Below are 21,717 nucleotides of genomic sequence, written 5' to 3' on the forward strand. Positions count from 1 at the left end.
CTCCCGCCCCCTCGCGACTCGTTGGCACTGTTTCTACCAGCCGCCGCTTCCGTAGGCTCTGCCCCGTGCCCGCCCTGCTGATCGCCGCCGCCACCGCGTACGGAGCCGCCGCCGGGCTGCTCGTGCCCCGCCCGCTGCACCGGCTGGCGGTGCCGGCCGAGGAGCCGTGGCGGTCCGAGTGCCCGCGCGGGCACCCGATCACCGGGGTCGCCGGGGGCTGGCTCGGCCCCGCGCGGTGCGGCGCCTGCCGGCCCGGGGAGCGCGCGTACGGGTTGAGCGCGCCGCTGGCCGCGCTCGGGACCGCGCTGGTCTGCGGAGCGCTGGCGGCGGCGGTCGGGGCGCGGCCGGAGCTCGCGGTCTGGCTGCTCCTCGCCCCACCGGGCGTGCTGCTGGCGGGGGTGGACCGGGCCGTCCACCGGCTGCCGGACGTGCTCACCCTGCCGATGGCCGCGGCCACGGCCGCCCTGCTGGCCGTGGCGGAAACGCTGCCGCACGGGGCGGGCTCCTGGCCGCGGGCGCTGCTCGGCGGGCTCGTGCTCGGGGGCGGCTACCTCCTCCTCTTCGTCATCAGCCCGAGCGGGATGGGCTTCGGTGACGTCAAGCTGGCGCTGACCGTGGGTATCGCTCTGGGGTGGTACGGCTGGCCCGTCCTCTTCCTCGGCGCCTTCGCCGGGCTGCTGCTGGGGTCCGGCTACGGCATGGCCCTGGTGTTGACCCGACACGCCGGCCGGAAAACCGCCATGGCCTTCGGACCCTTCATGATCATCGGGGCCGGTGCGGGGCTGCTCCTGGGCGGCCTGGGGGCGGCCTGACCCCCGCCTCCGCCCCCGTCCGAGACCGCCGGCCGTCAGCGCGCGACACCCGGTCACCCCCGTCGATGCATCGAGCACCCCTTACAAAGGGTTATGGTGGAAGCCCCCCCTCGGGCCGGTCCGTATCCCCCCCACGGACCGGCCCGTTTTTCATGCCCCGCGCCGCCCCGGCCCCGCCGCCCTCCCGCGCGCCCCGCGTTCACCGAAGCCCCGGGGCACGGCCGAAACCGTGCCCTAGACTCCCGCGCTGTTGCCATCAGCGCAGGTGAAGGGGAGGGGTCATGGCCACGGGGGGATGGGGTCCGCCGAACAATTCCGGACACAGGGCACGGCAGGCTCCGTATGGACCTCCGCCGGTGACCGATCCGTACGGTCCCCCGCAGGTGACCGATCCGTACGGCCCGCCGCCCACGCCCTACCCCGGCCCGCCGCCGGGTCCCGCGCCGCGCCGGCGCCGTCTGTGGTGGCGGGTGCCCTTCGTCGGCTGGCTCGTCCCGGTGCTCCGCTCGGCCAACCGGGCGGCCGAGAAGGTGTTCAAGCACCAGGGCGAAGGCCGCATCGTGGACCCCGTCGTGGACCGCGTACAGCTGACCCGATCACTGCTCGGCCTGCTGGCCACCCTGGGGATCGCCTACGCCTACGGGCCCGAGGACGGCTGGAACGAGGCGGCCGAGAACAGCGTCGGCAATCTCCTCGTGACCCCGGTCCTGCTCATCGTCACCGGGCCGCTGGTCATGCTCGCCTTCATCTTCTACGCGCCGCCGCACCGGCGCCGGGTGCTGCGCTCCCGGCTGGGCGTCCCGCTGAAGACCATCGGCTGGTACCTGCTGACCGTGATCGCCCTCGGCGGGTCGATCTGGGCGGGGAGCCTCGCCGCCCAGTCGGGGGGTTACCAGGGCGCGCTCGACATCGCCATCGCCCTGGCCATGATCGCGGTACTGCTCTGGGGGCTGCCGTTCCTCTTCTTCGCCTCGGCGCACGCCGCCCGCAGCGCCTTCAACACCGCCCATGTGCACGCCGCGCTGCCCGCGGTGCTCACCGGCGTGCTGGTCTGGGTGCTCGCCCTGTTCAACCTGATCGACCAGGGCATGCCGAACGGGCCGGTCCAGGTCCAGCTGTGCTCGCTGCTGGGCGGTCCGCTCACCGTGACGGCCGTCTCGCTCTGGGAACTGCGGCGGATGCGGACCCGCCACGGGGTCACCATCCGCGGTTGATCCGCCACCGTGACGCCCGGATCCCCGGATCTCGGGCCGCCCGGTCCCGTTCCCGCCCTGTTCCCGCTCCGCGACCGCCGGCCGCCCGCGACCGAAGGGATCCGGCCGCGGACACACCCGTTACCGCGGCTCCGGCCTCAGCCTCGGCGCGCCCAGATGTTCACGCCCTCCGTGGTCCGCGCATAGGAGTCGATCTCGGTCAGCTCCTCGGCCGTGAGCTTCGGCGAGCCGAGCGCCGCCACGTTCGCCTCCAGCTGCGCCACGCTCGACGCCCCGATCAGCGCCGAGGTCATCCGCTCGTCCCGCAGCACCCAGGCGAGCGCCAGCTGCGCCAGCGACTGGCCGCGCCGCGCGGCGATCTCGTTCAGCCCGCGCAGCCGCCGGACCGTGTCCTCCGTCAGCAGCGCCGGGTCCAGCGACTTGCCCTGGGCGGCCCGCGAACCCGCCGGGACCCCGTCCAGATACCTGTCGGTGAGCAGGCCCTGGGCCAGCGGGGCGAAGGCGATGCAGCCCATGCCCTGCGCCTCCAGGGTGTCCAGCAGCCCGTCGTCCTCGATCCAGCGGTTGATCATCGAGTACGAGGGCTGGTGGATCAGCGCCGGCACGCCCATCTCGCGCAGCAGCCGCGCCGCCTCGCGGGTCTGGCTCGCGCCGTACGAGGACACCCCCACGTACAGCGCCTTGCCCTGCTGGACGGCGGAGGCGAGGGCGCCCATCGTCTCCTCCAGCGGGGTGTCCGGGTCGAAGCGGTGCGAGTAGAAGATGTCCACGTAGTCGAGGCCCATCCGGCGCAGCGAGGCGTCGAGCGAGGACATCAGGTACTTCCGCGATCCCCACTCGCCGTACGGCCCGGGGTGCATCTCATATCCGGCCTTGGTCGAGATGATGAGTTCGTCACGGTACGGCCGGAGATCCTGAGCGAGCAGCTTGCCGAAGTTGAGCTCGGCGGAGCCCGGCGGCGGCCCGTAGTTGTTGGCCAGATCGAAGTGGGTGACGCCGAGGTCGAAGGCGCGACGCAGGATGGCACGCTGGGAGGTCAGCGTGCGGTCGTCGCCGAAGTTGTGCCAGAGGCCGAGCGAGACGGCGGGCAGCTTCAGGCCGCTGCGCCCGCTGCGGCGGTACTCCATCGCGGCATAGCGGTCGGCGGCGGCCGCGTAGGGAGAGGTGGTGTCGCTCATGGATGATCCTGTTCGCGGGGTGTCACACGGACGCTACAGGCTCGCACCGCCCCAGGTTCGCCACCCGCGCCACCCCCGCAGTAGGGTGGCGCCCTCGGTGCGGACCGCCAGGGCCACGGCATGGCGGCAGAGCGAGCTGCGCGGCGCGACAGCACGAGACGCGGACCGCCGAAGCCGGCACGCCGCGAGGCCGCGGAGCGCGAGGCAAGGGCGTATGGCGCGAAGCACAGCAAGGCGCACAGCGCAGGTCATGGCATGGAGGGGCTGGAAGACGTGAAGTTGCGCGACCTGGTGTACGGGCTCTACGCACGCCGGGTGGAGGGCCGCCTCGACCATGCGCAGGTGCCCAAGCACATCGGCGTCATCCTCGACGGCAACCGCCGCTGGGCCCGCGCCTCCGGCGGCTCTCCCGAGCAGGGCCACAAGGCGGGGGCCAACAAGATCCAGGAACTCCTGGGCTGGTGCACCGAGACCGATGTCGAGGTGGTCACCCTGTGGATGCTCTCCACCGACAACCTCAACCGCCCGGAGAAGGAGCTTCTCCCGCTCCTGGCCATCATCGAGGACACCGTGCGCAACCTGGCGGCCGACGGCCGCTGGCGGGTGCACCACGTCGGCACCATGGACCTGCTGCCGGCGCACACCCAGACCGTGCTGAAGCAGGCCGAACAGGCCACCGACCACGTCGACGGGATACTGGTCAACGTCGCCATCGGCTACGGCGGCCGTCAGGAGATCGCCGACGCGGTGCGGTCCCTGCTGCTCGACCACGCCCACAAGGGCACCACCTTCGAGGAGCTCGCCGAGATCGTCGACATCGACATGATCTCCGAGCACCTCTACACGCGCGGCCAGCCCGACCCCGACCTGGTCATCCGCACCAGCGGCGAGCAGCGCCTCTCGGGCTTCATGCTCTGGCAGAGCGCGCACTCCGAGTACTACTTCTGCGAGGTCTTCTGGCCCGCCTTCCGCAAGGTGGACTTCCTGCGCGCGCTGCGGGACTACGCCGCGCGGCACCGGCGTTACGGGAACTGACCTCGGGGCTCGGTTCGCCTCAGGGCGCCGCGCGCCCCTCGGCTCGGCCGCCGGTGCGCGCGGGGTCGGAGTGCGCGCGCTGCCGTGAGGGTGGCGGCGTGCGGGGGTTCGACTCAGCGGTCTCCCGGGACACGGTTGGCACCCGTGTCGCACAACGTTCACGTGGCTGCCGTCATATGCCGTTGCATGGGTTTGCACGATCGAGGGAATATCCCTGGCAGGTCGACGCCCTGCCCAACTGTCCATGGGGGTGTCGAACTGCCAGCGGGCGGCATGGGGCCGTCCGCCCGGGAGGCCCTTTGCTCACGGACGACTGTGCGGATCGTGCGTATGACGCGGAGGGCCGGTGCTCGGCCCCGCGTGGGGTCCTGCCCGGTCCATTCCCCCGCGACGCCGTCGCACCCCAACCTCTCCCGAGGGGGTTCGTCCACCCGTGGTGACCAGCAAGAAGCGCCGCGAGCACGACCGGCGCACCTATGTTCTCGACACCAGCGTCCTGCTGGCCGATCCGAACGCCATGGCCCGCTTCGAGGAGCATGAGGTCGTGCTCCCGGTCGTCGTGGTCACGGAGTTGGAGGCCAAGCGGCACCACCCTGAGCTGGGCTACTTCGCCCGGCAGGCGCTCCGCCTGCTGGACGAGTACCGCATCCGGCACGGCCGTCTCGACGCCCCGATCCCCATCGGCGAGCTGGGAGGCACCCTGCGTGTCGAGCTCAACCACTCCGATCCGGGTGTCCTGCCCGCGGCCTTCCTCAACCATGGCGGACGGCCCGGGGACAACGACTCACGGATCCTCGCGGTGGCCAGGAACCTCCAGGCCGAGGGGTATGACGTCACGGTCGTCTCCAAGGACCTGCCGTTGCGCATCAAGGCGTCCTCGGTCGGCCTGCTCGCCGAGGAGTACCGCGCGGAGCTGGCCATCACCGACTCCGGCTGGACCGGGATGGCCGAACTGTCCGTCACCGCCGAGCGGGTGGACGAGCTCTACGCGGCCGAGTCCGCCGTCCAGGTTCCCGAGGCGGTGGGGCTGCCCGTGCACACCGGGCTGGTGCTCCAGTCCGAGCGGGGCAAGGCGCTGGGCCGGGTCACCGCGGACGGGACGGTGCGGCTGGTGCGCGGCGACCGGGAGGCGTTCGGTATCCGGGGCCGCAGCGCCGAGCAGCGCATCGCGCTGGACCTGTTGCTCGACCCGGACGTGGGCATCGTCTCCATGGGCGGCCGGGCCGGCACCGGCAAGTCCGCGCTGGCGTTGTGCGCCGGGCTGGAGGCGGTGCTGGAGCGGCGACAGCACCGGAAGGTGATGATCTTCCGGCCGCTGTACGCGGTGGGCGGTCAGGAGCTGGGCTATCTGCCGGGCACCGAGGCCGAGAAGATGAGCCCCTGGGCGCAGGCGGTCTTCGACACGCTCTCCGCGGTGACCACCGCGGACGTGATCGAGGAGGTGGTGGGGCGCGGCATGCTGGAGGTCCTGCCGCTCACTCACATCCGCGGCCGCTCGCTGCACGACGCCTTCGTCATCGTCGACGAGGCGCAGTCGCTGGAGCGCAACGTCCTACTGACCGTTCTGTCCCGGATCGGTGCCAATTCACGGGTCGTACTGACCCATGACGTGGCCCAGCGCGACAATCTGAGGGTGGGCCGGTACGACGGCGTGGTGGCGGTGGTCGAGAAGCTCAAGGGCCACCCGCTCTTCGCCCATGTCACTCTCAACCGCTCCGAGCGCTCCCCGATCGCCGCCCTGGTGACCGAAATGCTGGAGGATGTCCATGTCTAGGGCGTAAAAGGGACGTTGTCGCCATCGAGGCGCCGCGCGAGAAGCCAAGAAGCTTAGTCGCGCGGCGCCTTGGTGCGCGGAGGATTTCCTGAAACCGCTGGCGTAAACGGGGTGTGAGCTTTAACACGCAACAGAGAATTGCCTCCGGGTGTCGCCTTCCGGCAGGGTGTGGGTCCTGTCAGGCCCCGCATACGGCACATCAGCACCCCCAGCGGTGTGGAGCATCAGCAGTACCACAACTCAACACCCGCCGTATGCCGCCCGAAGCACCACGGCCCTCCCAGCGGGGGACCACCGGGCCCGTGCCTCCCGTGACCAGTCGGTCCCCGTCACCAACCGGGGTCGGAACAAGGGGAGGCCAGCGCCAAGGGGCACGATTGCGCCCGCGAGGTCACCTAAGTGGGCGATGCTGGAAGGAAACCGTGTGAGCCGGATTTCGGTCCGGGGATTCGCAGTGGCGTCGGCCACCGCGGTCACCACTGTGGGCGCCGTCGTCGGCGTCGCCGCGGGCGGCGAGCAGAAGAGCTCCGCCGAGCCCGTCGAGGCGGCCGCCGCCGATGCGACGCTCCTCGCAGAGATACCCGCCGGCCAGCAGGCCCAGGTCCAGACCGCTTCGCTGACGGCGCAGGCGGACATCCAGTCCACCGCCGCCGACGCCGAGGCGAAGAAGGCTGCCGAGGAAGCCGCGCGTAAGCAGGCCGCGAAGGACGCCAAGGCGAAGAAGGCCGCCGCCGACAAGGCCGAGGCCGAGCGTAAGGCCAAGGAGAAGGCCGAGGCCGAGGCCGAGCGCGAAGCCAAGGAGCGCGAGGAGGAGGAGCAGGTCGCGAGCCGCTCCGCGCCGCGCCAGGAGTCCTTCCCGCAGCAGAGCTCGTACACGGTCGCCGAGGTGCAGGCGATGGCCCGGCAGATCGTCCCCGCCAGCCAGTTCCAGTGCTTCAGCAACATCGTGAACCACGAGAGCACCTGGAACTACCAGGCCACGAACCCCTCCTCGGGCGCGTACGGCCTCGTTCAGGCGCTGCCCGGCTCCAAGATGTCCTCCGCGGGCGCCGACTGGCGGACCAACCCGGCCACCCAGATCAAGTGGGGCCTCAGCTACATGGACGAACGCTACGGCAGCCCCTGCGGCGCCTGGTCGTTCTGGCAGGCCAACCACTGGTACTAGGCCCGTAGCCCCCGGTAGGCCGTCGCATCCGGCGGCGCACCGGTACCAGACGTCACCGAGCCCCCGTTCGCAACCGAACGGGGGCTTGGCGCGTCCTCCGGTAACGTCATCCCGACGACTGCGGGGAGCGGGGGTAGGGAAAGAACGATGTCCAGATTGCCGAAGTGGGTCGGCAGGCTGGGGGCCGGCCTGACGCGGCTCTCTGACCGGCTCGAAGCCAAACGTGAAGAGCGGGAGCGCGAGGAACGCGACGTGCGGGAGCGCGAGCGGACCCCGCTGGAGCAGACGCGCGCCGGCGGTCCCTCGTCGAGCGGCCGCGGTGCGGCCTCCGACGACACCCCCGGCGCCTCCGGAGCCGACGACCGCACCACGCGCGCGGACGGGCCCGGCGCGCCCGCCGGCGTCGCCGAGCCCGGGTCCGAGCGGGCTCAGACGCCGTCCGGTTACGCCCCGCTCGCGGCGCCCGGCCCCGATCCGGTGGCCGCCGTGCCCTACGGAGTGCGCGTCGCCGCCGAGGTCGGCTGGCGGCTGCTGGTCCTGGCCGGCACCGTCTGGGTGCTGATGCGGGTCATCAGCGCCGTCGAGCTGGTGGTGCTCTCCTTCACCGTCTCCCTGCTCATCACCGCACTGCTGGAGCCGACCGTGGCCCGGCTGCGCCGCCGCGGGGTGCCGCGCGGCCTGGCCACCGCCATCGTCTTCGTCTCCGGCTTCGTCGTCATGGGTCTGGTCTGCTGGTTCGTGGTGTGGCAGGTCATGGAGAACCTGGACGACCTCTCCCAGCGGGTGCAGGACGGCATCGACGAGTTGCGGCGCTGGCTGCTGCACAGCCCGTTCCATGTGACCGACAACCAGATCAACGACATCGCCAAGAACCTGCGCGAGTCGATCGGGGACAACACCGAGGAGATCACCTCGGCCGGTCTGGAGGGCGTCACGGTCGTCGTGGAGGTGCTGACGGGCATTCTGCTGGCGATGTTCAGCACGCTCTTCCTGCTCTACGACGGCCCGAAGATCTGGAACTGGACGCTCAAGCTGGTCCCCGCCGCGGCGCGCGAGGGCGTCGCGGGCGCCGGGCCGCGCGCCTGGCGGACGCTGACGGCCTATGTGCGCGGAACGGTGATAGTGGCTCTGATCGACGCCATCTTCATCGGTGTCGGCATCTACTTCCTCGACGTCCCGATGGCCGTCCCGCTCGCTGTCTTCATCTTCCTCTTCGCCTTCATCCCGCTGGTCGGCGCCGTGATCTCCGGCGCGCTCGCGGTGGTGGTGGCGCTGGTGACCCAGGACGTCTTCACGGCGGCCATGGTGCTCGTGGTGGTGCTGGCCGTGCAGCAGATCGAGGGCCACATCCTGCAGCCCTTCATCCTCGGCCGCGCCGTCAGCGTCCACCCGCTCGCCGTGGTCCTCTCGGTGGCCGCCGGCTCCCTGATCGGCGGCATCGGCGGCGCGGTCGTCGCCGTTCCGCTGGTCGCGGTCGCCAACACGGTGGTGGGCTATCTGCGCGCGTACTCCAAGGAGGCCGCGAGGGCGGGGACACCGGGACCGCACGGGGCCTCGGCGCTGTCGATCGCCCCGGTGCCGCCGCCGATCGCGTCGCGCGAGCGGAACGAGCCGGCGGAGTAGTCGCTTCCCGGCCGGGGCCTGCCGCGGCCGCGGCCGACGGCCGACCTCGGCGGGCGGAAGGGGCCGGAAGGCGGAGCGGGCGGAACACGGTACGGACGGAACGCGGAAGGGGCGGTTCCCCCAGCGGGTGCTGGGGGAACCGCCCCTTCGTTCTGCTCCGGGCCGGCGGACAGGTCAGCCGGCGAGCACGCCCTCGGCGTCGAGGGTGGCGCCGACGGCCTGCAGGACCGCGGCGATCTTGAACGCTTCCTGGATCGTCTCGCGCTCCACGCCCGCCTTGCGGAGGACCTGCTCGTGCGAGTCGAGGCACATGCCGCAGCCGTTGATGGCGGAGACGGCCAGCGACCAGAGCTCGAAGTCGACCTTCTCCACGCCCGGGTTGCCGATGACGTTCATCCGCAGGCCCGCACGCAGGTTGCCGTACTCCGGGTCCGACAGCAGGTGCCGGGTCCGGTAGTAGACGTTGTTCATCGCCATGACGGCGGCGGCCGACTTGGCGGCCGTGTACGCCTCCGGCGACAGGTTCGCCTTCGCCTCCGGCTCCAGCTCGCGCAGCACCTGGGCCGAGCGCGAGGCGATCGCGCAGGCCAGCACGGTGCCCCACAGCTGCTGCTGCGGAAGCGGGGAGTTGCCGATGACCGAGCCGAGGTTCAGCTTCAGGTCCTTGGCGTAGTCCGGTACCGCGGACTTCAGCTCATCGAGAGCCACGGTCACTCACCGGCCAGCAGCTTGACCGCGTCGAGGGTGTCCTCGCCCTTGCTCCAGTTGCAGGGGCACAGCTCGTCGGTCTGCAGGGCGTCGAGGACCCGCAGGACCTCCTTGGGGTTACGGCCCACGGAGCCGGCGGTCACCATGGTGAACTGGATCTCGTTGTTCGGGTCGACGATGAACACGGCGCGCTGCGCGAAGCCGTCCTCGCCCTCCACGCCACAGCCCTGCATGAGCTCGTGCTTGGAGTCGGCCAGCATCGGGAAGGGCAGGTCACGCAGGTCGGCGTGGTCCTTGCGCCAGGCGTGGTGGACGAACTCGGAGTCGCCGGAGACACCCAGGATCTGCGCGTCGCGGTCCGCGAACTCCTCGTTCAGCTTGCCGAACGCGGCGATCTCGGTCGGGCAGACAAAGGTGAAGTCCTTCGGCCAGAAGAACACCACACGCCACTTGCCCTCGTAGGACTTGTGGTTGATCTGCTCGAACTCCTTGCCGCTCTCCAGCGACACGCAGGCGGTCAGGTCGTACTCGGGGAACTTGTCACCGACAGTGAGCACGCGCTCTCCTTGTGCAGGTTGCAGCGAAGAAAGTCCCGGTTCGGGCCTTCCTGGGGTTGGACGTGACAACCCTGCCATACAAGGCATTGATCAGTGAAATAGCTAGACTGGGTGCTGCTGATCGGAAGGAGTTATCAGTGAGCGTCTCTCTCGGCCCGGGCGGCGGTGTGGGAAAACCGCGTCAGCCCAGCCTCTCCCAGCTGCGTGCCTTCGTGGCCGTCGCCGAACATCTGCACTTCCGCGACGCCGCGGCCGCCATCGGCATGAGCCAGCCCGCCCTCTCGGGCGCGGTCTCCGCCCTGGAGGACACCCTGGGGGTGCAGCTCCTGGAGCGTACGACCCGCAAGGTGCTGCTCAGCGCGGCGGGGGAGCGGTTGGCGGTGCGCGCGCGGGCGGTGCTGGACGCCGTCGGCGACTTCATGGAGGAGGCCGAGGCCGCCCGGGCGCCGTTCACCGGTGTGCTGCGGCTCGGCGTCATCCCCACCGTCGCCCCGTATCTGCTGCCCACCGTGCTGCGGCTGGTGCACGACCGCTACCCCGAGCTCGACCTCCAGGTGCACGAGGAGCAGACCGCCTCGCTGCTGGACGGCCTCGCCCAGGGCCGGCTCGACCTGCTGCTGCTCGCGGTCCCGCTCGGCGCCCCCGGCGTCACCGAGCTGCCCCTGTTCGACGAGGACTTCGTCCTCGTCACCCCCAAGGACCACTGGCTCGGCGGCCGTGGCGACATCCCCCGCGAGGCGCTGAAGTCCCTGGACCTGCTGCTGCTCGACGAGGGGCACTGCCTGCGCGACCAGGCCCTGGACATCTGCCGCGAGGTCGGTCGCCCGGAGGGCGCCCTCGGCACCACCAGCGCGGCCGGGCTCTCCACGCTGGTCCAACTCGTCGCCGGCGGGCTCGGGGTGACCCTGCTGCCCCGCACCGCCGTGCCCGTGGAGACCGGCCGCAGCGCCGAACTCGCCACGGGCTACTTCAGCGACCCCGCCCCGTCCCGGCGGATCGGCCTCGCGATGCGCGCGGGCGCCGCGCGCGCGGAGGAGTTCGAGGCGTTCGCCGTCGCGCTACGGGGAGCGCTGAAGCCGCTGCCGGTCCGCTTCACGGTTTAGCCTCCCGGCTTGGGGCCGTCTTGTCGCGTGGGTTGTGGGGGGTGGGGCACCGCCGGACTGCGCCGTGGGGGTGCTCGCCGTCGCGGCGGGGTTCCCCGGCCTGTCTTGTCGCGTGGGTTGTGGGGGGTGGGGCACCGCTGGACTGCGCCGTGGGGGTGCTCGTCGTCGCGGCGGGGTTTTGCTTGTGCGGGTGGGGGCGAGAGGGTCACCCCTCCCGCCCCCACCGTCGTGTGGCCGGCGCCGTTCGGCTACTCCGTGCGGAGACCGTCCGGGCGCATCATCCGCCACAGGGGCGGCAACGTGACCAGGGTGACCAGGGCGATCACGCCCGCGCCGATGCCGGTCATCATGAGGACCCCGGCCCAGTCCACGGATATCGGCCGCTCGATCATCTTCAGCAGGACGGCGCCGAGGGCGAGTCCGCCGGTGATGGAGAGCGCGAGGCCGATGGCGACCGGGACGGTGGTCTGCCACAGCACGGACCAGCTCAGGGTGGAGCGCCGGGTGCCGAAGGCGACCAGGACCGACAGCAGTCGGCGGCGTTCGCGAAGCTGCTCCAGGGTGGAGACGATCATGCTGGCGCCGATCAGCAGGAGCGTGGCCGTGGCCCCGATGAACAGCCCGCGGCGGATGCTCGCGAACTCGCGCGACTCCTGGGTCGACATCATCGCCCACCCGCGCATCTGCGGGTTCAGTTCGGCGTCGGTGTTGCGGACGTGCTCGACGGCCTCGGCGTCGCCGGGGTCCAGGGTCAGCCACGCGATGGCCTCTGGCTCGCTGAGCGCGGGGATGTCGACGGCGCCCGGGGTGGCCAGGACGCCGATCGTCTCCCAGCCCATCGGGTCCGGCCGGGTCGGCACCTCGCGGGCCGAGGCCGGGATGGTCCACGGCCGGGCGGTGCGCTGCGGCTCCAGCTCGCCCGCCCAGGAGTAGCGCGGCGTCTCCAGGTTGAGCTTGGCGCCCGGCTTGATGAAGGCGGAGCTCGGGTCGTCCGGGTACAGGGTGTAGAAGACGTCACCGTCCTTGCAGCCGTCGATCCGCGCGACCTCCCGCAGCGCGGCGCAGTCGCCGACGTACAGCCCCGTGGTGGCGGGGTCCTTCACGGGCTTCTTCCCGGCGGACAGCTCCGCGGCGCTGGCGGACACCAGGCCGCGCACCTCGCGCACCCCCTGGGTGGCGCCGAACTTCTTCAGCGCCGCTTGGGCGTCCGCGCCGTCGCGCACGGGGATCGCGGTGGAGAACTGGGCCCGACGGGTGTCCTGTCCGGTGTCCTGAGTCTGCTCGTCCTGCACGCTGACGAACAGCATCTGGATGGCGATGGCGCCGGCCACCGCGACCGTGATGCCGCTGACCGCGCGCGCCGCCGTGCCGCTGCTGAGCTGGAGCCGGCGGGTGGCCAGCTGCCAGGGCACCGGACCACCGCGGAAGCGCTCGACCGCGGCCTCGATCACCCAGGGCAGCAGCGCGGTGGTACCGACCAGCACCAGCACGGCGCCCGCGGCGACCTGGTAGGTCTCCCGGTCTCCGACGAGGCTGTTCCCCATCAGGGGCACCAGCAGGCCGAAGCCGAGGATCGGGAGCAGCAGCCGCCACCACAGCCGGCGGCGCCGGGGTCGGGTGTTGCGGACGACGCCCAGCGGCTCGATGGCGATGCCGCGCAGCGCGAAGAGGGTGACCAGCACGGCCGCGGCCGGCACCGCCAGGGCGATCAGCGTGGCCAGCGGCGCGGACGGCCGGACGTCGTGCGAGAAGAAGCTGACGCCCTGGATCTCCACGCCCTCGATGAACCCGCGTACCAGCAGGAACAGCACGCCGCCCACCGCGAGCCCGACGAGCGAGCCGAACACCGCCTCGCCCGCGGCGATCCGCCGCGTCATATGGCTGTCGGCGCCGACCAGGCGCAGCGCGGCCAGCCGCCGGTCCCGGCGCTCGCCGCCGAAGCGCACGGCGGTGGCGATGAAGATGGCCACCGGGAGCAGCAACACCACACAGCCGACGATGATCAGCAGCACCAGCGGCGGCGGCAGCGGGCCGCTCTGGGTGGTGGTGCCCCAGTGGTCGATGCGGCGGAACCCCGAGTCGGAGAAGGTCGTCTCGGCGGCCTCGGCCCCGGCGTAGTAGTAGAGCTCTTGCGGGCCCAGCAGGCCCTCGTCGCCGATGGTGCCGACGATCCGCTCCGCGAAGCGCTTCTTCAGCAGCGGCTCGGAGTCCAGGAACTCCTTCAGCGCGGGGGAGATCACCATCTCGCCGGGCCTGGGCATCCGGTCAACGCCTGGGGGGAGGGGGGCCTTGGCGCCGTCGGGGCTCAGCCGCACGCCGGAGATGTCCCGGTCGTGGAACTGGGTGCCGGTGCTGCTCACCATCAGGGTGTCGGGGCCCCGCGCGGGCTCCGCGTCGTTCGACACCATGAGGACCGAGCGGGCGTCGCCGCGGTGCTCCCGGGCCGGGATCAGGTTCGGCACCGAGGCGGCCATCAGCAGCAGGACGACGCCGAGGCCGACGCCGAGCGAGGTCAGGATGGTGCGGGTCCAGCCCTCGCGGCCGCCGGTCAGGGCGAACCGGGCGCCCATCGCGAGGTCGGCCGCCCAGCGGGCGACGCCTATGCGGCCGCTGGGGCCGGTCCGCCGGGTGTCGTGCTCGACGCTCATCCCACGCCCGCCATGTCGCGCGCCTTGCCGTCGCGCACCACGACCTCGCGGTCGGAGTACGCGGCCACGCGCGCTTCGTGGGTGACCAGGACGACGGCCGCCTGGGTGTCCCGGGCCGCCTCGGTGAGCAGTTGCATCACCCGCTCGCCGTTGAGCGAGTCGAGGGCGCCGGTGGGCTCGTCGGCGAAGACCACCCGCGGACTGGTCACCAGCGAGCGGGCGACCGCCACCCGCTGGCCCTGACCGCCGGAGATCTCGCCGGGCCGCTTGCCCGCCACGTCGTCGACCTCCAGCCGCGCCAACCAGGTGGCCGCCCGGCTCTCGGCCTCCCTGCGCTTGACCCCGTTCAGTCGCAGCGGCAGCGCCACGTTCTCCACGCAGGTCAGCTCCGGGACGAGCTGGCCGAACTGGAAGACGAAGCCGAACTCGCCGCGGCGCAGCGCGCTGCGCTCGGCGTCCGACATCGCGGACAGCTCGCGGCCGTTGTAGTGCACGGCGCCGGCGTCCGGGCGGACGATGCCGGCCAGACAGTGCAGCAGGGTGGACTTGCCGGATCCGGAGGGGCCCATCACGGCGACGACCTCGCCGGCGTGGATGGAGAAGTTCGCGCCGTCGAGCGCGGGGGTGGGGCCGTACGCCTTGACCAGGCTGGCGGCGCCGAGCAGGGAGCCGTCGGGGTTCATGCGCGCACCGCCTTCGCGAGCTGGTCGAGTCGGGCCGCGGTCAGCTCCAGCCATCGCAGGTCGGCCTCCAGGTGGAACAGGGCGTGGTCGCAGATCAACTGGTCGGCGAGGTCGCCGCCGCGCTTGCGCTGGGTGAGGTCGCGCATCAGGCGCAGATGGGTGGCGCGCTGCACGTCGAGGATGTCGGCGGCGTCGCGGCCGGTCATCAACGCCAGCACGACCTTGGTGTACAGCGTCGACTGGAGGTACGGCTCCGGCTTCTCCGGCTGCGCCAGCCACTGCTCGACGTCGGTGATCCCCGCGTCGGTGATGGCGTAGCGCTTCCGCTCGGGTCCGCCGCCGTGCTCTATCCCGTCGACCTCGACGAGGCCGTGCTTCAGCAGCCGCGACATGGTCGAGTAGACCTGCCCGTAGTGCAGTGGGCGGTCGTGTCCGAAACGCTCGTCGAAGGCCCGCTTCAGGTCGTAGCCATGGCGCGGACCGGACTCCAGGAGTCCGAGCAAGGTGTGGCCGATTGACATGCCCGGAACTCTACATCATGCGTATACGTGGAGTGTATAGACGGAGAGAGTAGTGAGTTTCCGCAGGTCAGAGCGGATTCGGTGAGAATCGGGTGGGGGTTGGGTCTCGGAAACGGACGACGCCCGCCGTGTCGGCGGGCGTCAGTCCTTGGGGGGCCGGCCCCGTCGCGGCAGGGGGCCCGCCGTCTTCGGGAGGCGCCCCGCGTCGGCCAGTGCCTTGCGGAGGAGGTACTCGATCTGCGCGTTGGCGCTGCGGAACTCGTCGTTGGCCCAGCGGGCGAGGGCGTCGTGGATCGCGGGGTCGAGGCGCAGCAGCATCTGCTTGCGCTGGGGGGCGCGCCGCGCGGGGCGTGCCCGCGGCGTCCCCTCGGTGGAGGGCTCATCCGGTCCCGGGCCCGGCCCGTTCTCGGGGCCGGGATCCGTGGGACGTGCGTCATCCGTCACCGGGGTGCCGTCACTGGTAGAGGGAGCCCGTGTTGATCACCGGCTGGGGGGTGCGGTCGCCGCACAGCACCACCAACAGATTGCTGACCATGGTCGCCTTGCGCTCCTCGTCCAGCTCCACGATGTCCTGTTCCGCGATCCGCGCCAGGGCCTGCTCGACCATACCGACCGCGCCCTCCACGATCTGCTGGCGCGCCGCGACGACCGCGCCCGCCTGCTGTCGCTGGAGCATCGCCGAGGCGATCTCAGGAGCGTACGCGAGGTGGGTGAAGCGGGACTCGACGATCTGCACACCGGCCGCCTCGGCGCGGTCGTGCAGTTCGACGGCGAGCTTCTCGGTGATCTCGTCGGCGTTGGCCCGGAGCGACAGCTCGGCCTCGCCGTGCGCGTCGTACGGGTACTCCATGGCGATGTGCCGCACGGCGGCCTCGGTCTGCGTCGCCACGAACTCCTCGAAGTCGTCGACCTCGAACAGCGCCCGCGCGGTGTCCCGCACCTTCCAGACGACCACCGAGGCGACCTCGATGGGGTTGCCGTAGGCGTCGTTCACCTTGAGCACCGCGGTCTCGTGGTTGCGCACCCGAGTGGAGATCTTCTCCCGGCTGGTGAAGGGGTTGACCCAGCGCAGGCCGTCCTCGCGGATGGTGCCCCGGTAGCGGCCGAAGAGCTGGACGACACGGGCCTCGCCCGGCGCCACCGTGTTCAGCCCGCACAGCGAGACGATCCCGGCCAGGGCCAGCACGATCCCCGTGGCGATGAGCCCGCCGCCCAGGCCGCCGCCCTTGCCGTCGGCGAGGAACGCCGCGCCCGCGTAGATGGCGCCCGAGCCGGCGAGCATGCCGGTCAGCCCCGCCAGCAGGGCGAGGCCGCCGTGGACGCTGTGCGCGGCGCGCTCCCGGATCGCCGGCTCCGGGGCGGAGAGGTCGGTCGCGGACATGAGGGTCCCCCCAAAGTGATCTGCCTGGTCTAGCAAAGTGCTATCACTTTAATGCCCCGCACAACCCTGGGTGCAACTCGGGCGTCAGTTCCCGTGGGACGGGTGCTGTTTGTCACGCCCGGAAAAGGTGTGATGGGCCCCCGTTTGATGACAGAAGCGGTGTTAGCTTCATGAGCTGGCTTGGGGGCAGAAGGAACGGACTGGAGCGGCGGGACACGATGGGCCGAGCGGACGAGCGACGGGCGCGGCAGAAGGGCGCCCGCGCGGCGCAGAGAGCCGCGAAGGGGAAGACCAAGAAGAAAGGCATACGCCGCTTCTTCACCTGGAAGTTGCTGCTGCTCTACTTCCTGACGGTGTGCGTCCTGGTCATCGGCGCCTTCATCACGCTCTACCTGATCATCAAGATCCCGCCGGCCAACGCGCTGGCCAAGGCCCAGGGCAACGTCTACACCTACCGCGACGGCACCCCGCTGGCCCGCACCGGTGACGTCAACCGCGAGCTGGTCTCCCTCTCCAAGGTGCCCGAGGAGGTGCGGCACACCTTCGTCGCCGCGGAGAACAAGGACTTCTACACCGACTCCGGCGTCTCCATCTCGGGCACCGCGCGCGGCATCATCAACACCATGCTCGGCAAGGGCAAGCAGGGTGGTTCGACCATCACCCAGCAGTACGTCAAGAACTACTACCTGAGCCAGGAACAGACGGTCAGCCGCAAGGTCAAGGAGCTGATCATCTCCCTCAAGGTCGACAAGGAGAAGTCCAAGGACTACATCCTCGAGGGATACATCAACACCAGCTACTACGGCCGCGGCGCCTACGGCATCCAGGCGGCCGCCCGGGCGTACTACAACAAGCCCGTCGAGAAGCTCACCGTCGAGCAGGGCGCCTACCTCGCCGCGGTGCTCCAGGCCCCCAGCCAGTACGACTGGCACGCGGCCGGGCCCAACGGCAGGAAGCTGGTCAAGGAGCGCTGGCACTACGTCCTCGACAACATGGTCGAGAAGGAGTGGCTCGACGCCGGCCGGCGCAAGGTGATGAAGTTCCCCATACCCATCGAGCCGCGCCCGATATCCGGCCTCGAAGGCCGCAAGGGCTATCTGGTCAACGCCGCCAACCAGGAGCTGTACAAGGCCGGGGTGGACGAGAAAGAGCTCGCGGCCGGCGGCTACACGATCACCCTCAACATCGACAAGAACCAGCAGAAGCAGCTGGAGACCGCGGTCCAGGACCAGCTGACCGACCGGCTCGACCCGAAGAAGCGCCCGGTGGACGCGGTCGCACAGACCGGCGCCGCCTCCGTCGACCCGAAGACCGGCGAGGTCCTCGCCCTCTACGGCGGCGCGGGGTACACCAAGCACTACGTCAACAACGCCACCCGCACCGACTACCAGGCGGCCTCCACCTTCAAGCCGCTGGTCTACGCCGCCGCGCTGGAGGACGGGTCCAAGACCCGCGACGGCGTCGCGATCCGGTCCAACACGATCTACGACGGCGACAGCCGGCGCCCGGTCGTCGGCGGCTCCGTCCCCTTCGCGCCGCCGAACGAGGACAACGTCGACTTCGGCCCGATCACCGTCCGGGAGGCGATGGCCCACTCGGTCAACTCCGTCTTCGCCCAGATGGGCGCCGACGTCGGCGTCGACCGGGTCAAGCAGACCGCGGTCAAGCTCGGCATGGACCCGAAGGCGAGCGGATTCGTCGAGCGTCCCTCGATGACGCTGGGCGTCATGGGCGCCAGCCCGCTGGAGATGGCCGGCGTCTACGCCAGCCTCGACAACCACGGGAAGCTGGTCACCCCCCGGGTGGTGAAGTCCGCCGTGAAGCGCGACGCCGAGGTCGAGGGGCTGCCCGAGCCGGTCGGCGGCCAGGCGATCAGCCGGGACAGCGCCGACGCGGTCACCAAGCTGCTGACCGGCGTCGTCGACGACGGCACCGGCAAGGAGGTGCAGAGCCTGGGCCAGGAGGTCGCGGGCAAGACCGGCACCTCCGACGACAACAAGTCCGCCTGGTTCGTGGGCTACACCCCGAACCTGGTCACCGCGGTCGCCATGTTCGGCGAGCAGCCCGAGGACAAGGGTGAGGTCAAGCGGGGCGCCCAGGTCGCGATGTACGGCGTGGCCGGCGAGAAGCGGATCAACGGCGGCGGTTTCCCGGCCAAGATCTGGGCGGCCTATATGAACGCCGCGCTGAGCGGCAAGGAGGCCGCCACGTTCGACCTGGAGACCGACCTCGGCCCGGCCGCCTCCCCAGTGCGCACGCCGTCGCAGCAGACGCAGTCGCCGACCTCCAAGCCCACCACGGAGACTCCGACGCCGACGAAGACCAAGGAGACGGAGACTCCGACGCCGACGAAGACGAAGGAGACCCAGTCTCCGACGACTCCGACGCCGACGAGGACCACGCAGACGCCGACGCCCACGAAGACCACGCAGACGCCGACGCAGGAACCCACGGACGAGCCGAGCACGGAAGACCCGGAGCCCGAACTCCGCCGTCAGGACTGACGGCCCCCGCTCGCGACACGACCCGGCCCCGCCCCGTACCCCATCGGTACGCGGCGGGGCCGGGTCGTGTCTGTCAGGTGCTGCGCGGGGCTCGCCGCGGACTGCGACGAGAGCGTCCAGAATGTGTCGGCGGGGCGGGACCACCCGCCCCGCCGCTCACCCCGTGGGGTGCGCCAGCTCGAACCAGACCACCTTCCCCGTGCTCAACCGGGTCGCGCCCCAGCGCCGGGCCAGCCGGTTGACCAGGTAGAGCCCACGCCCGCCCTCGTCGGAGGGGCGAGCCTGGCGCAGCCGGGGCAGCTGCGGCACGTCGTCGCCCACCTCGCAGCGCAACACGTCGGTGCGCAACAGACGCAGCGTGATGGGCCGCTCCGCGTACCGCACGGCGTTGGTCACCACCTCGCTGACCAGCAGTTCGACCGAGTCGGAGAGCTCGTCCAGGCCCCAGCGCGCCAGCGCCCGGCGGGCCAGCCGCCGTGCCTGCCCGGCCGTCTGGGCCTTGGGGTCCAGGAACCAGTACGCGACGTCGCTGGGCGCGATCCCCTCGAACCGGGCGGCCAGCAGCGCCACGTCGTCGTCCCGGTCCCCGGGGCCCAGCATGTCCAGGACCTCGTCGCACAGCGGCTCCAGCGGCGGCGGGTTGGAGCCGGTCAGCCGGGCGGTGGCGGTCAGCCGCTCCCGCAGCTGCTCGATCCCCGTCCACACGTCCCGCATCCGCGACTCGACCAGGCCGTCGGTGTACAGCAGCAGGGTCGCGCCGGCGGGCGCGTCCAGCTCCACCGCCTCGAAGTCCACCCCGCCGACCCCGATCGGCGCGCCCGGCGGCACCCGCAGCACCTCGGCGCGGCCGCCGCGGTGCAGCAGAACCGGCGGCGGATGGCCCGCGTTGGCCACCACGATGCGGTGCGCCACCGGGTCGTAGACCGCGTACAGGCAGGTCGCCATGCGGTCGGTGCCCAGCCGCTGCGCCTGCTCGTCGAGGTGGTGCAGCACCTCCTGCGGCGGCAGGTCCAGCCCGGCCAGGGTCTGCGCGGTGGTGCACAGCTGCCCCATGATGGCGGCGGAGGTCATGGAGTGCCCCATGACGTCGCCCACCACCAGCGCCACCCGGTTGCCCGGCAGCGGGATCGCGTCGTACCAGTCGCCGCCGACCCGCGCCGTCTCCGCGGCGGGCAGATAGCGGCTGGCCAGCCGGACCCCGGTGGGCTGCGGCAGGGAGTCCGGCAGCATGGTGCGCTGCAACTCGTCCGCGATGTAGACCTCGCGGCCGTACAGCACCGCCTTGTCCACACCGAGCGCGGTGTGGGTGGCCAACTGAGCGGCGACGAGCAGGTCGTCGTTCTCGAACGGCGGCCGGTCCAGACGCCGTACGAAGACGGCGGCGCCGATCACCCGCCGGCGGCCGCGCAACGGCGCCAGCACGGTGCGCTGGCCCGTCGCCACCGAACGCCCGTCCCCGAGCAGTTCGGGGAGCGCGGCGCGGGCGGCGGGCGAGTCGCCGAAGACCGGACGCACCCCGCGCAACACCTCGGCCAGCGGGCCGCCCGGCTCCACCTCGCACAGCTCGCTGGCCGGCCCGCCCGCCATGAAGGGCGACAGGTCCGGCTGGGCGGGCAGCAGCGGCATCCGCACCCCCTCGGTGTCCGGCTCCTCCGGGATCCGGTCGGTACGGCGCAGCCGCAGCACCACCGGGCCCACCGGGCGCTCGTCGCCGACCGGCAGCGGGTCGCGCAGGTAGACCAGGATCGCGTCGGCGAAGGTCGGCACGGTGGCCCGGCACAGGCCCAGCACGATCTCGTCGAGGTCTATGCCGCGCGCGATGCGGCGGGTGGCCGCGCCGACGAACCGCAGCCGGTCGCCACCCCGGTCCCGGGCCGCCGCCGACTCCGGTACGTCGCTGCCGCCCGGAGGCGGCACCGTCCGCGAGGAGTCGGCCGGGGGTACCCGGGTGGCCTCGCCCACAGCCGCCATCTGTCCCACCTGCCCGGCATCGCCTGTCATCTCGCCACGTCCTTGCCCCGCCGCGTGCGTCGCGGCCTCCCGGTCTCGTCCGGCCCGACCGCCGCTCGCCCGCCGGCGCGCCCCGGGCACCGCACCCGGTGCGGACCCGCCGCCGCCGGTGCCGCCCCCGTCACGCGCCGGCCGCTTCCCGGCCGCGCCACGCTGGTCCGGGCGCCCGTGCGCCTCGGTCCCCTGGCCGACACCGGCCGACTGCTGCCCCTCACGTCCACCCTCCGAGCCCGTGGCGCGACCCCGCGGCCGCCCCGAGCGGGGGCCGGCCGAACCGTCCGCCGCCCCGTCCGTACCGCCGTCCCGCCCTGTCCGCCCGCGCGTACGGCCCGCCCGCCGGCCCCCTTCGGAGGACTCGGCGGCGTCGTGCGCGCGCTCCGCGGCCCGCCGGTCATGGTCGAGCGCCGCGCCGCTCCGCCCGTGCGGGTGCGCGGCGTCGTCCGCGCCTCCGGCCGGCGTCCCGCCGCCCGCCGTGCCGTGCTCGGCCCCGGACGCGGCGACGTCCTCCGGGGCGTCGCCGGTGCGTGCGGTCCGCCCGCGCGGGCCCTTCGGGCCGTCGGCGCGGCCCTCGGTCCGCCGGTCCCGGTCCTGCCCCCGGTCGCGGCGGGGGGCGTCGCCTTCGGCGGGCCCGTGGGGGCGGGCGGTGGTGTGCGGGTCCTGGGCCGCGGGCTCGCGGCCCGGGGCCCGTCGGGCACGGCCGGAGGCGTCGACGCCGGAGGTGTCGGCCCGGTCGTGGCCATGGGGCGTGCGGGAGTCGTCGGTCCGGCGGCGGGCGGTGCCCCGGCCTCGGCGGGCGCCGGG

At 72.1% G+C, this 21,717-nt stretch carries 17 protein-coding genes; 8 read left to right on the forward strand and 9 right to left on the reverse strand.

What is annotated here, in order from left to right; translation table 11 throughout:
* The first annotated feature begins 65 nt into the window (after nt 1-65).
* Together CD790_RS02450 and CD790_RS02455 are read left to right on the forward strand one after the other, a co-directional pair.
* A complete protein-coding gene (locus CD790_RS02450) occupies nt 66-812 on the forward strand; it encodes an A24 family peptidase (protein WP_144381275.1) in 747 nt (248 codons plus the stop codon).
* Between the two features lie 356 nt (nt 813-1,168).
* Nucleotides 1,169-2,026: a hypothetical protein gene (locus CD790_RS02455; protein ID WP_260867284.1), complete on the forward strand. Its 858-nt coding sequence runs from the start codon at nt 1,169-1,171 to the stop codon at nt 2,024-2,026.
* A gap of 137 nt (nt 2,027-2,163) precedes the next feature.
* On the opposite strand, the gene mgrA is transcribed toward CD790_RS02455, so the two are convergent.
* A complete protein-coding gene (mgrA, locus tag CD790_RS02460; protein ID WP_144381277.1) occupies nt 2,164-3,204 on the reverse strand; it encodes an L-glyceraldehyde 3-phosphate reductase in 1,041 nt (346 codons plus the stop codon).
* A gap of 273 nt (nt 3,205-3,477) precedes the next feature.
* Here mgrA and CD790_RS02465 point away from each other — a divergent pair, with 273 nt between their 5' ends.
* The 4 genes from CD790_RS02465 (at nt 3,478) to CD790_RS02480 (ending at nt 8,801) form a co-directional block, all read left to right on the forward strand.
* Nucleotides 3,478-4,239, forward strand: a complete 762-nt coding sequence (locus CD790_RS02465; RefSeq protein WP_144381868.1) for an isoprenyl transferase — start codon at nt 3,478-3,480, stop codon at nt 4,237-4,239.
* A 433-nt stretch (nt 4,240-4,672) separates the two neighbouring features.
* On the forward strand, nt 4,673-6,013 hold the full coding sequence (locus CD790_RS02470; protein ID WP_144381278.1) for a PhoH family protein: 1,341 nt from the start codon (nt 4,673-4,675) through the stop codon (nt 6,011-6,013).
* A gap of 406 nt (nt 6,014-6,419) precedes the next feature.
* Nucleotides 6,420-7,178 (forward strand): transglycosylase SLT domain-containing protein, encoded by a 759-nt coding sequence (locus tag CD790_RS02475; RefSeq protein ID WP_144381279.1) that lies wholly within the window; start codon nt 6,420-6,422, stop codon nt 7,176-7,178.
* Between the two features lie 147 nt (nt 7,179-7,325).
* The gene (locus CD790_RS02480) at nt 7,326-8,801 is read left to right on the forward strand and encodes an AI-2E family transporter (protein ID WP_144381280.1); all 1,476 of its coding nucleotides are present in this window, start codon (nt 7,326-7,328) and stop codon (nt 8,799-8,801) included.
* A gap of 174 nt (nt 8,802-8,975) precedes the next feature.
* On the opposite strand, the gene CD790_RS02485 is transcribed toward CD790_RS02480, so the two are convergent.
* Nucleotides 8,976-9,509, reverse strand: coding sequence for an alkyl hydroperoxide reductase (locus tag CD790_RS02485; RefSeq protein WP_144381281.1), 534 nt, complete (start codon nt 9,507-9,509; stop codon nt 8,976-8,978).
* Nucleotides 9,510-9,511: 2 nt separating this feature from the next.
* Complete coding sequence (locus CD790_RS02490) at nt 9,512-10,066, reverse strand: peroxiredoxin (RefSeq protein ID WP_144381282.1); 555 nt, start codon at nt 10,064-10,066, stop codon at nt 9,512-9,514.
* Between the two features lie 137 nt (nt 10,067-10,203).
* On the opposite strand from CD790_RS02490, the gene CD790_RS02495 reads away from it, so the two are divergent.
* Nucleotides 10,204-11,169, forward strand: coding sequence for a hydrogen peroxide-inducible genes activator (locus CD790_RS02495; protein ID WP_260867285.1), 966 nt, complete (start codon nt 10,204-10,206; stop codon nt 11,167-11,169).
* 248 nt (nt 11,170-11,417) lie between these two features.
* Here CD790_RS02495 and CD790_RS02500 read toward each other — a convergent pair whose 3' ends face one another.
* The 5 genes from CD790_RS02500 to CD790_RS02520 all read right to left on the reverse strand — a co-directional run bounded on the left by CD790_RS02500 (nt 11,418) and on the right by CD790_RS02520 (nt 16,402).
* Nucleotides 11,418-13,817, reverse strand: a complete 2,400-nt coding sequence (locus CD790_RS02500) for an FtsX-like permease family protein (protein WP_144381283.1) — start codon at nt 13,815-13,817, stop codon at nt 11,418-11,420.
* On the reverse strand, nt 13,814-14,500 hold the full coding sequence (locus CD790_RS02505) for an ABC transporter ATP-binding protein (protein ID WP_144381284.1): 687 nt from the start codon (nt 14,498-14,500) through the stop codon (nt 13,814-13,816). The genes CD790_RS02500 and CD790_RS02505 overlap by 4 nt, the downstream gene beginning before the upstream one ends.
* Nucleotides 14,497-15,021, reverse strand: coding sequence for a PadR family transcriptional regulator (locus CD790_RS02510; protein WP_144381285.1), 525 nt, complete (start codon nt 15,019-15,021; stop codon nt 14,497-14,499). The genes CD790_RS02505 and CD790_RS02510 overlap by 4 nt, the downstream gene beginning before the upstream one ends.
* Nucleotides 15,022-15,162: 141 nt before the next feature.
* Nucleotides 15,163-15,465, reverse strand: coding sequence for a hypothetical protein (locus CD790_RS02515; RefSeq protein WP_144381286.1), 303 nt, complete (start codon nt 15,463-15,465; stop codon nt 15,163-15,165).
* Between the two features lie 10 nt (nt 15,466-15,475).
* Complete coding sequence (locus tag CD790_RS02520; protein WP_144381287.1) at nt 15,476-16,402, reverse strand: SPFH domain-containing protein; 927 nt, start codon at nt 16,400-16,402, stop codon at nt 15,476-15,478.
* Nucleotides 16,403-16,620: 218 nt separating this feature from the next.
* Between CD790_RS02520 and CD790_RS02525 the strand changes: the two genes are divergently transcribed.
* Nucleotides 16,621-18,906: a transglycosylase domain-containing protein gene (locus tag CD790_RS02525; RefSeq protein WP_144381870.1), complete on the forward strand. Its 2,286-nt coding sequence runs from the start codon at nt 16,621-16,623 to the stop codon at nt 18,904-18,906.
* Between the two features lie 156 nt (nt 18,907-19,062).
* Here the strand turns inward: CD790_RS02525 and CD790_RS02530 are convergent, their stop codons facing one another.
* Nucleotides 19,063-20,997, reverse strand: coding sequence for a SpoIIE family protein phosphatase (locus CD790_RS02530; RefSeq protein WP_260867339.1), 1,935 nt, complete (start codon nt 20,995-20,997; stop codon nt 19,063-19,065).
* Nucleotides 20,998-21,717: the final 720 nt, after the last annotated feature.

The organism is Streptomyces sp. SAJ15, from assembly GCF_007595705.1.
GTDB lineage: Bacteria > Actinomycetota > Actinomycetes > Streptomycetales > Streptomycetaceae > Streptomyces.

Excerpts from the sequence above, each read along its gene's own strand:
- CD790_RS02500 (WP_144381283.1), bottom strand. The coding sequence starts at position 13,817 with ATGAGCGTCGAGCACGACACCCGGCGGACCGGCCCCAGCGGCCGCATA.
- CD790_RS02510 (WP_144381285.1), bottom strand. The coding sequence starts at position 15,021 with ATGTCAATCGGCCACACCTTGCTCGGACTCCTGGAGTCCGGTCCGCGC.
- mgrA (WP_144381277.1), bottom strand. The coding sequence starts at position 3,204 with ATGAGCGACACCACCTCTCCCTACGCGGCCGCCGCCGACCGCTATGCC.
- CD790_RS02480 (WP_144381280.1), top strand. The coding sequence starts at position 7,326 with ATGTCCAGATTGCCGAAGTGGGTCGGCAGGCTGGGGGCCGGCCTGACG.
- CD790_RS02505 (WP_144381284.1), bottom strand. The coding sequence starts at position 14,500 with ATGAACCCCGACGGCTCCCTGCTCGGCGCCGCCAGCCTGGTCAAGGCG.
- CD790_RS02525 (WP_144381870.1), top strand. The coding sequence starts at position 16,621 with ATGGGCCGAGCGGACGAGCGACGGGCGCGGCAGAAGGGCGCCCGCGCG.
- CD790_RS02520 (WP_144381287.1), bottom strand. The coding sequence starts at position 16,402 with ATGTCCGCGACCGACCTCTCCGCCCCGGAGCCGGCGATCCGGGAGCGC.
- CD790_RS02475 (WP_144381279.1), top strand. The coding sequence starts at position 6,420 with ATGCTGGAAGGAAACCGTGTGAGCCGGATTTCGGTCCGGGGATTCGCA.